This window comes from Caldanaerovirga acetigignens, from assembly GCF_900142995.1.
GTDB classification, from domain to species: Bacteria; Bacillota; Thermosediminibacteria; order Thermosediminibacterales; family Thermosediminibacteraceae; genus Fervidicola; species Fervidicola acetigignens.
In genome coordinates, this window is record NZ_FRCR01000013.1 from 1 (window position 1) to 16,464 (window position 16,464).

The 16,464-nt window shown below is 41.3% G+C and carries 19 protein-coding genes; 4 read left to right on the forward strand and 15 right to left on the reverse strand.

Annotated features, from left to right (window positions below; translation table 11 throughout):
• Both BUB66_RS09610 and BUB66_RS09615 read left to right on the forward strand, forming a co-directional pair.
• Positions 1-186, forward strand: a 186-nt coding sequence (locus BUB66_RS09610; RefSeq protein WP_188092895.1) for a 4-hydroxythreonine-4-phosphate dehydrogenase PdxA, incomplete at its 5' end; no start/stop codon positions are given.
• A gap of 24 nt (positions 187-210) precedes the next feature.
• Complete coding sequence (locus BUB66_RS09615) at positions 211-1,593, forward strand: GntP family permease (protein ID WP_073257975.1); 1,383 nt, start codon at positions 211-213, stop codon at positions 1,591-1,593.
• A 47-nt stretch (positions 1,594-1,640) separates the two neighbouring features.
• On the opposite strand, the gene BUB66_RS09620 is transcribed toward BUB66_RS09615, so the two are convergent.
• The 15 genes from BUB66_RS09620 to BUB66_RS12540 all read right to left on the reverse strand — a co-directional run bounded on the left by BUB66_RS09620 (position 1,641) and on the right by BUB66_RS12540 (position 14,988).
• Positions 1,641-2,228: an NERD domain-containing protein gene (locus BUB66_RS09620; protein WP_143156267.1), complete on the reverse strand. Its 588-nt coding sequence runs from the start codon at positions 2,226-2,228 to the stop codon at positions 1,641-1,643.
• Between the two features lie 496 nt (positions 2,229-2,724).
• Positions 2,725-4,119: an MBL fold metallo-hydrolase RNA specificity domain-containing protein gene (locus BUB66_RS09625; RefSeq protein WP_073257979.1), complete on the reverse strand. Its 1,395-nt coding sequence runs from the start codon at positions 4,117-4,119 to the stop codon at positions 2,725-2,727.
• 407 nt (positions 4,120-4,526) lie between these two features.
• Complete coding sequence (locus tag BUB66_RS09630) at positions 4,527-6,389, reverse strand: diguanylate cyclase (RefSeq protein WP_084098976.1); 1,863 nt, start codon at positions 6,387-6,389, stop codon at positions 4,527-4,529.
• A gap of 2 nt (positions 6,390-6,391) precedes the next feature.
• Positions 6,392-7,525, reverse strand: coding sequence for an FIST signal transduction protein (locus BUB66_RS09635; protein ID WP_073258060.1), 1,134 nt, complete (start codon positions 7,523-7,525; stop codon positions 6,392-6,394).
• A gap of 29 nt (positions 7,526-7,554) precedes the next feature.
• On the reverse strand, positions 7,555-8,415 hold the full coding sequence (locus tag BUB66_RS09640; RefSeq protein WP_073258062.1) for a SufB/SufD family protein: 861 nt from the start codon (positions 8,413-8,415) through the stop codon (positions 7,555-7,557).
• 37 nt (positions 8,416-8,452) lie between these two features.
• Positions 8,453-9,205 carry an ABC transporter ATP-binding protein gene (locus tag BUB66_RS09645; protein WP_073257981.1) on the reverse strand — a complete coding sequence of 251 codons (753 nt, stop codon included), beginning with the start codon at positions 9,203-9,205 and terminating at the stop codon, positions 8,453-8,455.
• A 220-nt stretch (positions 9,206-9,425) separates the two neighbouring features.
• Positions 9,426-10,274, reverse strand: a complete 849-nt coding sequence (locus tag BUB66_RS09650; protein ID WP_073257983.1) for an ATP-binding protein — start codon at positions 10,272-10,274, stop codon at positions 9,426-9,428.
• Positions 10,271-11,143: an ATP-binding protein gene (locus BUB66_RS09655; protein WP_244269823.1), complete on the reverse strand. Its 873-nt coding sequence runs from the start codon at positions 11,141-11,143 to the stop codon at positions 10,271-10,273. The genes BUB66_RS09650 and BUB66_RS09655 overlap by 4 nt, the downstream gene beginning before the upstream one ends.
• 8 nt (positions 11,144-11,151) lie before the next feature.
• A complete protein-coding gene (locus BUB66_RS09660) occupies positions 11,152-11,517 on the reverse strand; it encodes a NifB/NifX family molybdenum-iron cluster-binding protein (RefSeq protein WP_073257985.1) in 366 nt (121 codons plus the stop codon).
• Between the two features lie 28 nt (positions 11,518-11,545).
• Positions 11,546-11,905, reverse strand: coding sequence for a NifB/NifX family molybdenum-iron cluster-binding protein (locus tag BUB66_RS09665; protein ID WP_073257987.1), 360 nt, complete (start codon positions 11,903-11,905; stop codon positions 11,546-11,548).
• Positions 11,906-12,042: 137 nt separating this feature from the next.
• Complete coding sequence (locus BUB66_RS09670; RefSeq protein WP_073257989.1) at positions 12,043-12,456, reverse strand: DUF5320 domain-containing protein; 414 nt, start codon at positions 12,454-12,456, stop codon at positions 12,043-12,045.
• Positions 12,457-12,503: 47 nt separating this feature from the next.
• Positions 12,504-13,346: an Mrp/NBP35 family ATP-binding protein gene (locus BUB66_RS09675; protein ID WP_073258066.1), complete on the reverse strand. Its 843-nt coding sequence runs from the start codon at positions 13,344-13,346 to the stop codon at positions 12,504-12,506.
• Positions 13,347-13,365: 19 nt separating this feature from the next.
• Positions 13,366-13,812, reverse strand: coding sequence for a Fur family transcriptional regulator (locus tag BUB66_RS09680; RefSeq protein WP_073257991.1), 447 nt, complete (start codon positions 13,810-13,812; stop codon positions 13,366-13,368).
• Between the two features lie 24 nt (positions 13,813-13,836).
• The gene (locus BUB66_RS09685; RefSeq protein ID WP_073257993.1) at positions 13,837-14,196 is read right to left on the reverse strand and encodes a DUF134 domain-containing protein; all 360 of its coding nucleotides are present in this window, start codon (positions 14,194-14,196) and stop codon (positions 13,837-13,839) included.
• 540 nt (positions 14,197-14,736) lie between these two features.
• Complete coding sequence (locus BUB66_RS12540; RefSeq protein WP_244269824.1) at positions 14,737-14,988, reverse strand: hypothetical protein; 252 nt, start codon at positions 14,986-14,988, stop codon at positions 14,737-14,739.
• Between BUB66_RS12540 and BUB66_RS12760 the strand changes: the two genes are divergently transcribed.
• Positions 14,893-15,474: a transposase gene (locus tag BUB66_RS12760; RefSeq protein ID WP_425291879.1), complete on the forward strand. Its 582-nt coding sequence runs from the start codon at positions 14,893-14,895 to the stop codon at positions 15,472-15,474. The two genes, BUB66_RS12540 and BUB66_RS12760, sit on opposite strands and share 96 nt — an antisense overlap.
• Positions 15,450-15,632, forward strand: a complete 183-nt coding sequence (locus BUB66_RS12390; protein ID WP_198409432.1) for a hypothetical protein — start codon at positions 15,450-15,452, stop codon at positions 15,630-15,632. The genes BUB66_RS12760 and BUB66_RS12390 overlap by 25 nt, the downstream gene beginning before the upstream one ends.
• The last annotated feature ends 832 nt before the right edge of the window (positions 15,633-16,464 follow it).

The following is a 16,464-nucleotide window of genomic DNA, read 5'->3' on the forward strand; positions in this document are numbered from 1 at the left end:
GCCGCTAAAATGCTGGATTTTGAGAGAACCGTAAGCGTAACCATCGGCCTTCCGTTTATAAGGACTTCGGTTGACCACGGCACAGCCTTCGATATCGCCGGAAAGGGAATTGCAAGTTCAGTAAGCATGGAAGAAGCCATAAAGGTTGCGGGGGACTATGCTTTTTTGGTTAAAAAACAAAGGTAAATAGTAAACAGGAGGGTGAATTTAATGAACGGCGTTTCTGGAATTCAGATGATACTGGGTCTCATTATCGGTGTCGCCGTCTTGGTTTTCCTCATATTAAAGACAAAAATCCACGCCTTCCCCGCCCTCATCATTGCAGCATCATTAACGGGTTTGATCGGCGGTATGCCGCCAGCCGTAAGTGACGTAAATGTGGCAAAATCTATAACCACCGGCTTTGGCAATACTCTAAGCAGCATAGGTATAGTCATTGGCTTTGGCGTTATGATGGGAAGACTGCTGGAAGTATCCGGTGCAGCCGAGCGCATGGCCTACACTTTTTTAAAATACCTAGGCAAAGGGAAAGAAGAATGGGCATTAGCGGCCACCGGATATATGGTTTCTATCCCTATCTTCTGTGATTCTGGCTTTGTTATTCTTTCTCCTTTGGCAAAGGCCCTTTCCATGAAAACTCGAAAGTCCGTGCTGACCCTCGGTGTGGCTCTGGCTATTGGTCTAGTGGCTACCCACCACGCGGTTCCGCCAACTCCGGGTCCTTTAGCGGTGGCGGGAATTTTTAAGGTCGATGTAGGCAAGATGATTTTGGCTGGCCTTTTATTCGCGATTCCGGTAACTGTAGCAGGAGTGCTTTATGCCCAATGGCTCGGGAAAAGAATATATCAAGTTCCCAAAGAGGATGGCAGCGGTTGGGAACGCCCCGAGTTTCAACCTTCCAAGCAGGTGGATATACCCATAGAAGAAAGGTCCGACCTTCCCTCAACCTTCATGTCATTTGCCCCGATCGTTGTGCCTGTAATACTAATAATTTTCAACACCGTCCTGTCAGCACTCAAATTAAATCAACCCTGGGCCCAGTATCTTATATTTTTAGGCAACCCGGTAATCGCAGTGGGAATCGGACTTATAATAGCAATATACGGCTTAACGCCTAAACTTACCAGAGACGAAGTGATAAAACGGATGGAAGAAGGGGTAAGTTCCGCAGGCATAATAATTCTAGTGACCGGTGCAGGAGGAGCTCTGGGGCAGGTATTGAGAGATAGCGGGGCCGGAAACTACATTGCAAATCTCATCGCGAGCACGCCCATGCCACCGGTACTGCTGCCGTTTTTTGTAGCAACACTGGTTCGTCTTATGCAAGGAAGCGGTACAGTCGCTATGATTACTTCTGCATCGATTACAGCACCCATCCTGGCAAATCTCTCTGTAAATCCTTTAATAGCAGCCCAGGCCGCCACACTCGGTGCTATGATATTTTCTTACTTTAACGACAGCTTTTTCTGGGTAGTTAATAGGCTTTTAGGGATAGAAAACGTTAAGGAACAAACACTAACATGGTCCATACCTACTACTATCGGATGGGGTGTTTCGTTAATATTAATTTTGATAGCCGAGGCTATTTTCTAGCTAAAGACAATAAGGCCCTGGGATTGCCCGTAAGGACTACCCAGGGCTTATATTTTTAAAAGTTTTGTAAAATACCACCAGCCCTCGGCAAGCTTATCTTTATACACCTCGCTTACCATTTCACCTATATAAACATAAAGCTGCCTTATTTGTTCCTCTTTTTCTCTCCTCCCTTTTACCCTTATGCATTCCTTCCTTTCCTTAATTTTTTTGACCTCTATCTCTTCAACTTTATATTTCATCGCTACCGGTTCCGCTTCTTCGATAGCCTGCGGTCCCGCCTCTATTTGTTCGCAAGTAAGCCTTTCTCCCTTTTTCATCATGGTTCGCATATATAAACTCAATTCCAACCCGCTTTTAAATATAGGCATTGAGCAATCCTTGGTTTTCAGCCATTTGCACTTTGTCATCATAACAACTGGAATTATCGCGTCTTCGGGAATCATCTTTACATCAAGATTCAGCCCTTTTAACCATTTTGTAAATGCAATCTTATGGTATTTATTTTGTTGGGTAGGGCTTTTGCACAGCACCCACTTATCCCCTTCTTTTCTTTTCCAACGGTCGTTAAAACCTATATATACCCCTTCCCAGGCTTTTGTTTCCACCAAAAATATCCCCGGCGGTCCCATCACTATATGGTCTATCTACGCGTACTCATCCACCCAAGCTTCAATTACTATGTCGTTAACAACCCTCCAGCATTCGGAAGCATTAAGAGAAAATTTAAAAATGCACCGAATTCCCCGCTGTCCCCTTTGTCACTGTTCCTGCTTTGAGTAACGTTATAATTCAGGTTAGTCAAAGGTTTGCCATGCTCGTAAATGTCTTATTGTTCAATAATACGGGCAGTTCCGTTACTTTCCCATACCTTTCATTGAGCTTATTTATCCGCTGCTTCGCTTTATATATAACCTCTTTCGGTAATTTTACAGGCCTTAATCCTTCATAACGCTGCTTGATTATTTTTTTCCCTTAATTATAATCCACTCACCTTTACTTCCCTTAACTAGGCCATATCTTGAGCCCCATCCTTGCTCCACGATGATATAGGCCCTTTTGAAAGATGTGGTAAAGAGGGCGCTGGAGTATATAGAAAACAACTGGAAAGGGATATTAAGATGTAGATAATTATAGCTCAACTTTTTCAAAAAGTTCGGGTATATGCACGCCAGTATTCATCAATTTTCCTATTTCTTTTTTAAAATTTTCCGAGGCTTTCTCTTCTCCGTGAACTATAAATATTCTTCTTGAAACGCCATTTTTTATATTTTTTACCCAGTTTATAAGTCCTTCAATATCCGCATGACCAGAGAGACCTGGGAGATTGTAAATTTTTGCTTTAACTACCATTTCCTCGCCGAATATTTTCACCTTTTTTGCATTATCCAGAATTTTTCTCCCGAGAGTTCCTTCAGCCTGGTAACCTACGAACACTATAGATGTGGCATCCTTCCAGATGTTGTGTTTTAAGTGATGTTTTATTCTACCAGCTTCGCACATACCGCTGGATGAGATAATTACAACACCATTTTTATCGTTTAATGCGATAGATTCTTCTGCACTGGAAATTGTGTATAAATTGTTGAATCTTAATAAATCAAAGTCTTTGCCCAATAGATTAATAGCTTCTTCGTCATAGCATTCTTTATGTTTTTCATAAATTTCAAGGGCTTCCTTGGCAAGAGGGCTATCCAAATAAATTTCTATATTAGAGAGTTCTTTTCTCTTTTCTATGTCTATATAATAATTCAGCAAATATAAAATCTCTTGAGCCCTTCCTACAGAAAACGCTGGAATAATTACGTTTCCTCCCTTTTTCACTGTATTAATAATAATATCATACAATTTTTTGATTTCTTCGGTCTTATTACCATGCAACCTATCACCGTAAGTTGATTCTATTATTAAATAATCGCTATAATTGACGTATTCATAGTCCCTGATTATCGGCATATTATTATTTCCTAAATCTCCGGAAAAAGTTATAAGCACTTCGTCGTTTTTTTCTCTTATCTTTATAATTACTATCGAAGAACCCAGCAAATGTCCCGCATCTTTAAACATAATACAAATATTTTCATCAATTTCTATCCACTTGCCGTAGGAGCACTTAATTATATATTCCGGTATTCTCAAGGTATCTTCAACAGTGTACAGTGGTTTTACCGGTACCAGTCCTTTTCTTTGCCTTTTTTTATTTTGCCATTTGCTTTCTAACTCCTGGATATGAGCACTATCCTTTAACATTATCTCCATTAAATCAGCGGTTGCAGAAGTGACAAATATACTGCCATTAAAACCTTTTTTAAACAGCAGAGGCAGTCTCCCTATATGATCAATATGTGAATGAGTAATTATTACGAAGTCCAAGTCAGCGGGTTCGAAAGGGAAAGGCTCAAAATTTAATTCGCTCATCTTACCTTGAAACATTCCGCAGTCCACTAAAAATTTTCTTCTATCTGTTTCAATATAATAACAGGAACCTGTCACCATTTTTGAGGCACCGCAAAAGGTTATCTTCATTTATCTCACCCATTTTTTTTAGTTTAGACTTGCTGCTTTAAAAGTCTTTTTAGTAAAATATGTTCGACAATAACTCCCTTTTTCCTCTTCGCTCATCCATTAAGTCATGTGTGTTAGCCCCCGATTATTTGGACTTAAACGACTCCCCGACTCGCAAATGGGCTTCATACGAGTAAGCTATGGAAAAAATTTTTACCTACAAACTCTTGACACGGAAATTCTTTCCATAATGCAGATCACCCTCTAATTTGTTTATCATGAAGCTGTTTTAAAATCATTCATCTAGAAAACCTCTTGCATTTCACAATTTTTATGCCTTGGCGAAATAGCGCTGAAGCCGTAATAAGCTGCGGAAGAGTAAAAGCCTGTATCACCAGCGCAGGTGCCTTAATACCTAAACTACGATATCACAAAGCCTCTTCTCCTGTCATGGCAATTTGAATAAAAGCTCTCACTACCTCCGGGTCAAACTGTGTTCCCGCATTTCTTTTTATTTCAGCTATTGCTTCCTCCCTGCTCATTGCCTTCCGGTATGGCCTGTCATTTGTCATGGCATCAAAGGCATCAGCAACCGCCAAAATTCTTGATAACAATGGGATTTCTTTACCCTTCAACCCCTGGGGATAACCTTTGCCGTCCCAGCGCTCGTGATGAGAAAGGATGTATTCGGCAATAGGGGCCAGTTCCGGCATCGTCCGGGCTATCCTGTACCCTGTTTCAGGGTGTTTTCTCATTTCCACCCATTCTTCCTCGGTTAAAGGCCCTGACTTCGTCAATATGCTTTCCTTAATCGCCACCTTACCGATGTCATGGAGTATCGCCAGAAGTTCCAGTTCGTCCAGTTGTTGGGGTTTTAGGCCCATACTCTCCCCGATTTTTCTGCACATTTCTTTCAACCGTTCTGCGTGTTCTTCCGTTTCTATGCTCTTTTCTAAAAGGGTAGTCTTCAGGGAGGATATAACGGCATTTCTGTAGCTTTTGGCATGCAAAAGCTTATTGCGGTACATCCAGTCCTCGGCTTCTTTCATTACCTGCCAGATGTTTTCTTCGGCTCTGCTTTTTGTGGCATAGCCAAGTGCGATGCTCACCTGTATAGGCCCGCCCTTCTGGGAATTGCATTTTTCTTTGATCCGCCGGGTAATTTCCTCAGCCGTTTTTATATCGGTCTTAGGCAAAAGGATAAGGAATTCGTCCCCACCCCACCGGGCAATAAGGTCCTCCTTGCGGCAGGACTCTCTAATGATTTCTGCAGCCTTTATCAGCAGTCTGTCACCCTCCTGGTGCCCAAATACGTCATTAACCAGCTTCAGGCCATCGAGGTCGCACATGATTACGGATATAGGCAACTGCCTTGGCGTGTCAAGCCTCTTTATCTCTTCTTCCAAAAACCTGCGGTTGTAAAGGCCGGTAACCTGATCGTGAAAACTCAAGTATTTCAACTGTTCTTCATAACGTTTGTGCCGTGTGATGTCTCTTGAAACAGCAACTATACCTATGCAACTGCCTTTCGCATCATAAACAGGAACCTTAATTGTTTCAAAAGGAACCAAAGTGCCATCATGACGTTTAATCAACTCTTCAAAGCGCTGAACGCTGCCTGATTCCATAACCTTATAATCAATTTCCTTGTGTTTGCTTGCTTCAGCTTCACTATAAATATCCCAGTCAGTACGCCCATTTATTTCTTCCGGTAAAAGAGATAGGAACTTTCTCGCGGCTTCATTTGCTAATTTATAAACTCCGTTTTGGTCTTTGTAAAAAATCAAATCGGGTATGGTGTCTATAATTACTCTCAGTAAATGACGTTCCTTTTTCAATTCGGCCTCTATAGCTTGGCGTTTCATAGCAGCATCAAGATTAGCAAAACAGTTTTGTGCCAGCATATTAGTAATAGGTAGAAGCTCTTTTAGAAACATTTCTTCAATAGGAACGTTCCTCCCCAATATGAGCAGTCCAAAGTTTCTCAGTGGGAACCCATAGTAATTTAAACCCTTTTTTATTACTATAATGTTTTTCTCCTCTTCTTGTAACAATTTTCTTTCAAATTCTTCAATAAGCTCATGATAAACAGGATTTTTAAGGACTATCCGCGGCACCACATAGGAAGTTTCTAAACGATTATTTTTGTATTGTAAAACACTGACATGAGTGCAGTTCAGTTTTTTCAAAAATGCAGATGCGGCCTTTTTCACCAGCTTGTCGAGTTCCTGCTCACCGCTGACAGAAAGAGCTAATTCGAGCAAAATTTGACTCCATATCGTATAATCCATTTTTAATCCTCCAACAATCCGATGACTGAAGTCTTATTATAAAATTCAAGATAATCTTTTCCCGTATTAGCAATCTCTCCTATAGTCAACGCCCCCAGAAGCGGATATCCTGCATATACCGCTTCCAGTTCTTCATTAAAATCAGACTGGAGAAAGAAAACCCTAGAAACGCAGTCCATAAAAAAGGTAGTTAGTGATTTTTCTTTTTTTTCACTGAGTGTTTTCAAATAACAGTCTTCGGCCAATAGGCGAGCTTTGACTGCAGCAGCAATCAAGGAATCTTTATCCCCTTTTAATATATACACAAAAGAATTCAATGGAACTTCTCCGACACAAATCAACCTGTTACCATCCAACGAAATAGGATCTCGAACCACCATTTCTTCTGCCATTCTTACAATCCCGATGGGAAATCCTTTCGCCAGTTGGAAGAAACCAGTATTGTCAAAAGATTTCCCGGATATTTTTTCCACCATTTCCCGATATACTTCAAATGCCGGACGCCAGTTCAGCGAAATTATTATGTTGCGGTCTGCTTCCGTTACTTTCAGTGGACCTGCCACAGGCTTCCAGCCATGGGCAACCCCTATTCCGCTTTTTATATCTGCCAGGGCCAAAACTGCCGCATCTTCTAATAATCCTTCCCCGGTAAAAACGCAGGGCTTCCTTTCAAATGACAGTGAACCAGCACCACCACCAATATAATTTGGGATAAGTCCCCAACAATTAAACATGCTGTCTATCAGTGGGGATATATATTGGCTAAGTCCGTCCACAAACACAAATATCGTTTTATTTTCAAGAGATTGCCATTCAAAAGCATTTTCTATGATTGCGTCTAGATCAATAGATATATCACCGATATCTTTAATCACCACAGTGCTTACTGGTTGACTAATACCAGCAACAATCGTTCCCTTCTCAAGTACTTCCTTATTAAATAAAATTTGAGGGAAAATCCCCCCAAATACTGGTTTTTTATACTGTTTCAAAATCTCATCAACTTTTTCAGGGGTAAAAGCATTTGCATCACAAGCCAGGATGAGGACTCCCAATGTATTCTCATCATCATCTGCCTGTTCTAACAGGTACTGCAACCCTTCTACAGTGCCTTCCCTGTCCAAATTTATAAACATAATTATCACCTCTTTTGTTCTGAACGAGTTCATTTTAAAAAGCCTCTCAATATCACATCAACAGCTTCATTTTCAGAAAGTCCTAAAGTCATAAGCTTTAACAGTTGATCCTGGGCTATCTTACCTATTGCAGCTTCATGGGTAAGCTCGGCATCCGGATTTTCTGCTGATATTGCCGGTGAAGAACTTATCTTGCCGTTTTCCATGATTATTGAGTCACATACAATATGACCTTTAGATTTGGCCTTCGCTACAATCTCCGGCTTAAAAACTTGCTTTGAATTCTCTTTGGCAACAGACCTTGAAATCACCTCAGCACTCGCACCATCACCTTCGAGAATAATATTCATTTTTGAAATTGCTTCCTGATCGCCGTGCGTCAAAAGTCTTTCAGTAACCACAAGCTTCGCTCCCTTTTTGACGACAGCATCAGTGATTCTTACCGTGCTATCTACCCCTTTAATCTGAGTTAACTCCATTTCTACAACAGAGTCTTCTTCCATTGTTAAGACCGTTTTTGGGTTTAAAACCCTTTCCCCTTTGCCTTCACCACCGCCGTAATGCTTTTCTATATACCTTATTTTCGCTCCTTTTTTTACTGTTATTTCATGGAGACCATCGTGCTGCGATTTTTTAGAACCTGGATTGTGAATCCCACAGCCTGCGATTAGCACTACATCTGAGTTTTCTCCAACTTCTATAGTGTTGTAAACCACGTCGGTAATACCCGACAATGTTAAAAGCACAGGAAAATGCACGACTTCATTTTTGGTATTAGGTGCAATAACGATATTTATACCTGATTTATCCACTTTAGGCTCTATAATTATATTTTTTGTCGATTTTCTTTCAACGCTTTTTCCGTCTTTTCTAATGTTAAAAGCTCCCATAGATATTCCATGAAAATCTGCTATAGTTTTTAAAAGTTCACGATCTAAAGCATCTAAATCCACCTTTTTCACCTCCCTCGCAGTCTTCCCAAGACTCACAGCGGAATTTATATTTTAAAAGCTCAAGCATTCTTTCCCTTTCTCCCATTTCCTTTATCTCGCCATCAGACATCAGAATAATTTCATCTGCTACGGACAACACCCTTTCATGATGTGTGATTACAATTGTTATTATATCTTGGTTATGGTGGTTTTTTATCAACTGCAAAATACCTTCAAAACTCCATAAATCAACTCCTGCTTCGGGTTCATCATATATCACAACCTTTGAGGGTTTTAAAAGGACAGAAGCCAGTTCTATCCTTTTTATTTCTCCTCCTGAAAGGCTCGAATCGCATTGCCTTTCCAAATATTCTTCAGGACAAAGTCCAACAGCTTTTAATAACCTCTTAAAATCGCTTTCATCCCCTTCCCGTGAAGCAACTTTTAAAATATCTCTTACAGAAAGCCCCTTAAACCTTGCAGGATTCTGGAAAGCATAGCTTATCCCCCTATTCGCCCTTTCGGTTATATTGAAAGGAGTAATATCTTCTCCATCTAAAATTATAGCGCCTTTGTTACTTCTATATATACCCATTATAGTCTTTGCAAGAGAAGTCTTCCCTCCTCCATTGGGACCGGTAATTGCGTAAAATTTACCTCTTTGCAGAGTTAAATTTATATCTTTCAATATTTCAACACTTTCCGTACCGTTTTGAATCTCAAGATAAAGAGATTTTATTTGTAGCAAAATGCAAAATCCCCCTTTTCCATTTAATTTCTCGTAATTTCTTAATATATTTTACCTTACTTTGCAACCTCTGGCTAGAATTATGTCCATATAATCGTAATAATCACACAAAAAAAGTTGAGCCTTCCTATCCCTCTGTCTAGAATAAAGCTGCCAAAAAACTAACATAAGGGATTGGAAAGGCTCAATTGAACGCGGATTGGCCAGTTCCGCCATTTTCTTAGGTGAAAATTCCTTCTCCTACATCTTTTAAGGCCTCCGCAGCCGGTCCAGAAGAGTATTCAACCGGCGGAACACCCTTTGATACGGCCCTTACGATTTCTTCATCAAAGGGGATTTTCCCTATCACCTCAATGCCTTCATTGATACAGTATTGCTCTATTTCTTTGCTTTTTTCTTGAGCAAGGTCGAATTTGTTTATTACCACCTTAATAGCCACTTTAAAATTTTCCGCCAGCTTCAACACCCTTTCAAGGTCGTGCAATCCCGCAGCAGTAGGTTCCGTTACAATAAGTGCCATATCTGCTCCGGAAAGAGAAGAAATTACCGGGCATCCAATGCCTGGCGGACCATCCGTAATTATATACTCATACCTTCCTCTTTCTGCTATTTCTCGGGCTGCCTTTTTTACCACCGAAACCAATTTGCCCGAATTTTCCTCCGCTATTCCCAATCTAGCATGGACTATCGGCCCGTATTTAGTATCCGAAATATACCAGTGACCCGAAAGGGTTTCCTCCATATCGATAGCCTTTTGAGGGCATAAATTATAACATACTCTACACCCTTCACATAAAATGGCGTTTACTTTAAAATTTTCAATAGCACCAAAACGGCAAGCTTCTTCACATTTGCCGCATTCTTTGCATTTATTTTTGTTTATCTTTGCCTTCTGGCTTCCCCAGAATTCGAAGGTTTCCCTTATTTCGGGTTTTAAAAGCAGGTAGAGGTCGGGAGCATCCACATCACAGTCGGCCAAAACAGCATTTTTTGCCAATGCCGCCAGTGAGGCCGTCAATGTTGTTTTCCCTGTTCCTCCCTTGCCACTTAATACAACTATTTCCTTCATACCTCTACCCGCCTTTCTATGGCCTTCCATAAGGTCTCAAATGATGACTTAAGCTTAGGAAATTCTTCCACGAGCAGTCCACCACGGGCGTAGCAGGCTGCATACCGCCGGTCAAAGGGTATCTTCATAAGCAGGGGAATGCTCTGCTCCTGCAGATATTTTTCAACTTCACAATCTCCCATATCAGCCCTATTTATCACGACACCGAAAGGAATCCCAAGTTCCCTGACAACCTCTACGGCCAGTTTCAGGTCGCTTAATCCGAAAGGTGTGGGTTCGGTTACCAGCACGCAGTAATCTGCACCGTATACCGCACTAATCATAGGGCAGGATGTACCTGGCGGCGAATCGATAATAGTTAGTTTGTCCTTTGGAATCCGGCTTTTAACCTTTCTTATGACGGGTGGGGCCAAAGCTGTTCCAATGTTCATTGTGCCTTGAATAAATTCTATGCCCCTGGCAGTCCCCCGCTTTACAAGTCCTATTTCTTTATGAATTTCCGTGATGGCTCCGGCCGGACAGAGAAGCCCGCATCCCCCGCAGCCGTGACACAGTTCTTCAAAAACCAGGACTCTTTTGCCCACCCGGGCCAGAGCGTGATAAGCGCATGCCCTGGTGCAGATTCCGCACTGAGTACATTTCTCCTGGTCTATTGCAGGAACCGGCAGGGTAACAGGCTCTTTCTCTTTGAATTCGGGCAAAAGAAAAAGGTGGGCATTGGGCTCTTCCACATCGCAATCCAGTAGCGCCACCTGCATCTTATCTTTTAATGAGAGGGCAAGATTAACGGCTATCGTGGTCTTGCCGGTACCGCCTTTGCCGCTAGCAATTGCAACTATCATAGTTTCACCGCCAAAAGAAAAAACCATTTTTGACCCTAATGGTCACAATGCCCACCGTGCCCGTCGCCGTGGTCGCACAGATTGCCACTGTCTGTAATATTCCCATTGAGATACTCCTTTATTACATCGTCCACCTTGCCGGATACACCGGTTATTGTCGCTATGTTATTTTGAGCGAATAGTTCCTTAGCCCTTGGCCCCATGCCACCGGCTATAATGCAGTTTATTCCTAACTTTGCCAAATACCCCGGCAGGAATCCGGGCTGGTGGCCAGGGTTTTCAATTACTAATTTTGAATTTATTTTTCGCTGTTTTTCATCCACATCATATATGGTATACTGGGAACAGTGTCCAAAATGGGGCGACACCATATTACCGTCAGTAGCTATTGCTATCTTCATAATAAAATTCCTCCAATCCGAATATTATTTAATTATGTCGAGATGGCGTTGTGGGGTTAGAAATTTTAGTCAGCTTACCTTTAATGTAATTTTCAAAGGCTTCCTTAACACTCACGGAACTTGCTGCGTACACTTCTATCCCCGATTCTTTTAATACCCTCAGGGCATTGGGGCCTACATTCCCCGTTATTAGTGCGGAAACACCTTTATCTACAATAAACTGAGCTACCTGTACACCTGCGCCATGGGCATCGCCTGCATATATGTTTTCCACAGCTTCATATTCTTTACTCTCAGGGTTGATAATGATGAAAAACCTGCAGCGCCCGAATCTTTCGTCTATCATAGAATCCAAATTGCTGCCCGTCGATGTAATCGCAATCCTCACTTTTAATCCCTCACTTCATGTTTTTAATCAATATGTTTTCTTTTTAGATGGTGTGTAGTATAATTAATTTGTCGCTTTAAAAATAAAAGCCTGGCAGGGGCGGGCAGAGAGCCTACCCCTGCGGATGATACTATTTATTACTCTTCCTGACCTTTTTCATCAATGTCTTCTTTTTTTGCCTTTTTGAGCTGTTCAAGTCTTTCTTCTATTGCTTTTAGCTCTTCCTTCAATAATCTAGCCTCCTGGGAAAGAATTTCTGCTTCGTACTTTTGTGCATCTTCCGCAGCGGGACGTGCTGCAACGGGATCAAAAGGATAGAATTGCCTTGCCCAGAAAGGCAGCCCAGTCGCATAATACCAATGTCTCCAACCCCTGCCGGCCCCGAAAGCACCAGGTCCCAGGCCAAAAGCCCTGCGCCAGAACCTCCTGCCCCAGAATCCCCTTCCAACGGGATTCATGAAGCCCGGGACAGGAAAGCCTGCACAGAAACCTGCGGCTCTGCCGGTCTTTGGGCCAAGTCCCCAGGGGCCCGTTCCGTCGCCTCTTGGCATGTTTTCACCTCCTTTCGGTGATTTTAAACTCTCTAAAAATAAGTGCTTTATTTCTTATTAAGACGCTCTAGATCTTTCACCCAGTCTTCAATTCTTTTTATTTCATCACTGTCATACATTTCAATTTCGCCTCTGTCACACAATTCCGCAAGCTTGTAATCTATCGGCAGGGAACCTAAATATGGAATCTGCACCTGCTCTGCTGCTTCCTTTCCACGACTTTCGCCGAATATCCTTATCTTTTCGCCGCATTTGGGACAAACCAGGTAACTATAATTTTCCACCAGGCCCAATACGGGTACGCCCATAATTCTACTCATTTTTATGGCCTTTTTCACTACCATCATTACAAGGTCCTGAGGTGAAGAGACGATCACTAATGCATCAACCGGTAGAGATTGCATGACAGTAAGCGGCGCATCACCAGTACCGGGAGGAAGGTCGATGAGTAGAAAATCCAAATCTCCCCATATCACATCGGTCCAGAATTGCTTTACCGCGCTGGCGATGAGGGGACCTCGCCATATCACAGGGTCATCCTCATTGTCCAGCAAAAGATTTAAAGACATTATACGAATTCCCGTTGAGCTTTCGGGCGGAATCAGACCAAATTCAATATTCTCGGGGCGTTTTTTTACCCCGAACATCCTCGGTATGCTCGGGCCGGTAATATCGGCATCCAGAATGCCCACTTTATAGCCTTTTCTCTGCAAGCTTACAGCCATGAGCCCCGTTATAGTGGATTTGCCCACTCCACCCTTTCCGCTCATGATGGCTATCACGTTTTTTATACGGTTAAGTTCGCTTGCGGGAATTTTTTCTATGCCCGTACCGGTATCGGCAGCTTTCTCCCGACTTTTCTGAGTGTTTTCTATTTTGTTTTGCTCCATAATAAACACCCTTCCCAATTTAAGTTTTATTTTCCTTGCGTAATTTACAATTCCTACAATATCCAAAATGCCAGCAAGAGCTGTTCACCACTGTAAAATCCTCGAGGCTCTCATCATTTTTTGTACTTGGCAATGGCAATTCTTCTTGCAGCGGTACCTCGAAAATCTTTCCGCATCCAAGGCACAAATAATGGCAATGAGCATTTTCCTCTTTTTGCAGCAACTCATATCTTGCAGCATCTTGCAAATTCAATTTCTGCAGTATACCCATCGCGCAAAATAGCTCTAATGTACGGTACACAGTCGCCAAACCTATTGAAGGCATTGTCTTTTTCGTAAGGAGGTATATCTCTTCTGCCGAAAGGTGTTTCTTTTCACTGTTTGCAATGGCCGAGATTATAGCCTGGCGCTGAGGTGTCCAACGCAACCCTTTTTCTTCTATATTTTTTACAGCTACTTGCTTCATTTAATTCACCACCTTTTGCCAGAACTAATCCTGGCAATCAAAAAAACCTTCCTGCCGGTGGCCATGACACCACCCCCACCTATTTCTGCCAGGTGAAAACTGATATTTCCCTCCTTCTATTCTGATAGCCTTTCCTTTTACAAGAGCATCTGCTATTTTACTGCGGGCCGAATTTATTATCCGGAAGAATGTGGGTCTTGAAATACCCATCCTCTCGGAACATTCTTCCTGCTCAAGACCCTCCAGATCCTTTAATCGAATGGCCTCCAGTTCTTCCACCGTCAGGATAACTTCTTCCAGCTCTCTGAGCGGCACTCCCGCAGGTTTGAAATATGTTATTTCGGGCAAAAACTCTACTCTTCGCCACTTTGGTGGTCTCGGCACTTTTTCTCTCCTTCCTTGTTATGGTCATTTGTTCATAACCTTCTGGTTTTATTATATTATAATTATGAACCTATGTCAACAATAATATTTTTGTGTCTGTAGATTAAATCTTTTCATTTAAAGCAATTTACCTCCTAGCTCATAGTTTTTGTTATATTTAGGTTATCGTAAAACCCCAAATCTATTGAAAAATTAGGGGTTTTTACCTCTTACAAGAAGGGTCCCTCCACTCCACGAAGAATATTTCATTTTGAAAAACAATCTATGCAATGACTTCTAGATAGCAACCAGCAACAATAAATTAAAGATGCTCAGCGATTACATCGACATCGAAGAATTTATCCCTCTAGATGTAAAGCTGGCTTAATATAAATCTACTGGCCGCCCACCATACCCTTTATCATCTATGCTTGCCGCATTAATCATCCAAAAGATATTCTCCAAAAAGATATTCTCCATCCCTACAGTCGAACTACTGGTTTCCTTCCTTGAATTATCTTAGCCTCTAAGAGAATTTTGTGCGTCCTGGATACAACCGGCCTAGAAGTCCCCGTAAAGGAGAATAACCCTAAGTTTTTTTATTCCTTGAAAAACCAGGTCGAGAAGGGATCTCCTGAAAAACCTGAACACGAGATTTACATAGCAACTCTCGCTCAGATGCCTAAACACTCTAAAGCTGTACCTAAAGCTAAACTCATGTATACCAATGGCCATTTCGCTTATGCTTATACCGCTGCAGTCCTCACTAACGGACTCGGTCTCGTCCGAAACGTTATGCTCTTCGAAGGCCAAAAGGATTCTGTTACTTTAAAGCCTATTCTGGAAGATTTCCACCTTCATCATGATATCTCTCGTTATGAATATTTCACCGCCGATGCTGGCTTCGATAGCACCGAAAATTATCGATATTTGGTAGAAGAATGTAAGCTAAAACCAGTAATAAACCTTAATCCTCGCAATACCAAAGATTTGCCTAAACCTGATTCAGATTCAGAAGGTGTCCCTTTGTGTCCTAAAAATCCCGGTTTAAAGTTCAAATACGCTGGATTTTGTAAGTCTAGAAATCGGATTAAATGGGTATGTCCTTTGACTAAACGAGGAAAAAGCGGTTACATCTGCACTTGCCCTAACCCCTGCACTAATTCCAAAAGTGGCCGAATGGTATACACTTATCCCGAGGATAATTACCGTAGAAATACCCCTATTCCAAGAAATTCAAAGTTGTGGGAAAAATTTATTCGCAACGTATTGCTGTGGAACAGTCGGTCTCTAGATTAAAACTTCCATTAATGCTCGGCCGTCTTACTGTGACTGATTTTCGAAGGGTTTATTGTGAGCTTGTGTTAGCTGCAATTGCTCAGAATGTAGTGGCTTTAGTCGCATTAAGAGCGAAAAAACATGACAAGGTAAGGTCACTTCGGTGGCTTGTTGCTTAAAGTTGCAATCAAGCTTAGGGGGTGTCTTTTGCTTTTTATAAATGAGCTTTAAAACTAGAACAAAATATATTCCATAATCTGTCAAATTTGTGACCCGGACAGGTAGAGGGACTTTTTTAGTTTTTTATGGTAGCTTAGTTTTGCAAGCGCCTACATATTTTTTGTTATATTGTAAGAAAAGTGGCGAGCCTCTTCCATCCTCGGATTGTCATAGAAAGTAAAGATTAAACTCATCAGGAATGAAAAATGGCTCAAATAAATATTAGCACCGATTCTAAAAACTTGCAGCATATTTTTATAAAATCACATTAAAAAAGCCACCCAAAAGTGACTAAATTTAAAAATAGGTCTTTTTAGACAGGGATAATTTAATTTTCATAAATCTCTGCTTTCTTTCATTTATTAGGATAACTTTTAAAAGCAGTACTTTTGCTCTATCGTCAGCTTGATAGTTGTTCTATTTTTTTTGCACGATAATAGTTTCTGTATTACCATTCTCAGAAACTATAGCACCCAGTGCTTTAAAAATGCCTCCTAAAAGAACTAAAGTCTTACTATTGACAATTTTACGTCAATTTTAAGTTCAATTCCATTAATTATAACTTTTGGAGTAAGCTATTGTTGGCATATAAAAACACGAAAGAATAAAAAACATTATTCTCGATGAAACCGTATATTTTAACGCGATACTTCTTTTTTATCTATCCTTCCTCTTAAACGTTAACTGCAATGTCAAATTAAGGCCTTAAATTCATGTGCCTGCTGGCCTAAAACCATTGAAACTAAATGTTTTTCGGAAAAAAGGAGGATTCCCTCCCCTTGGTGTCATATG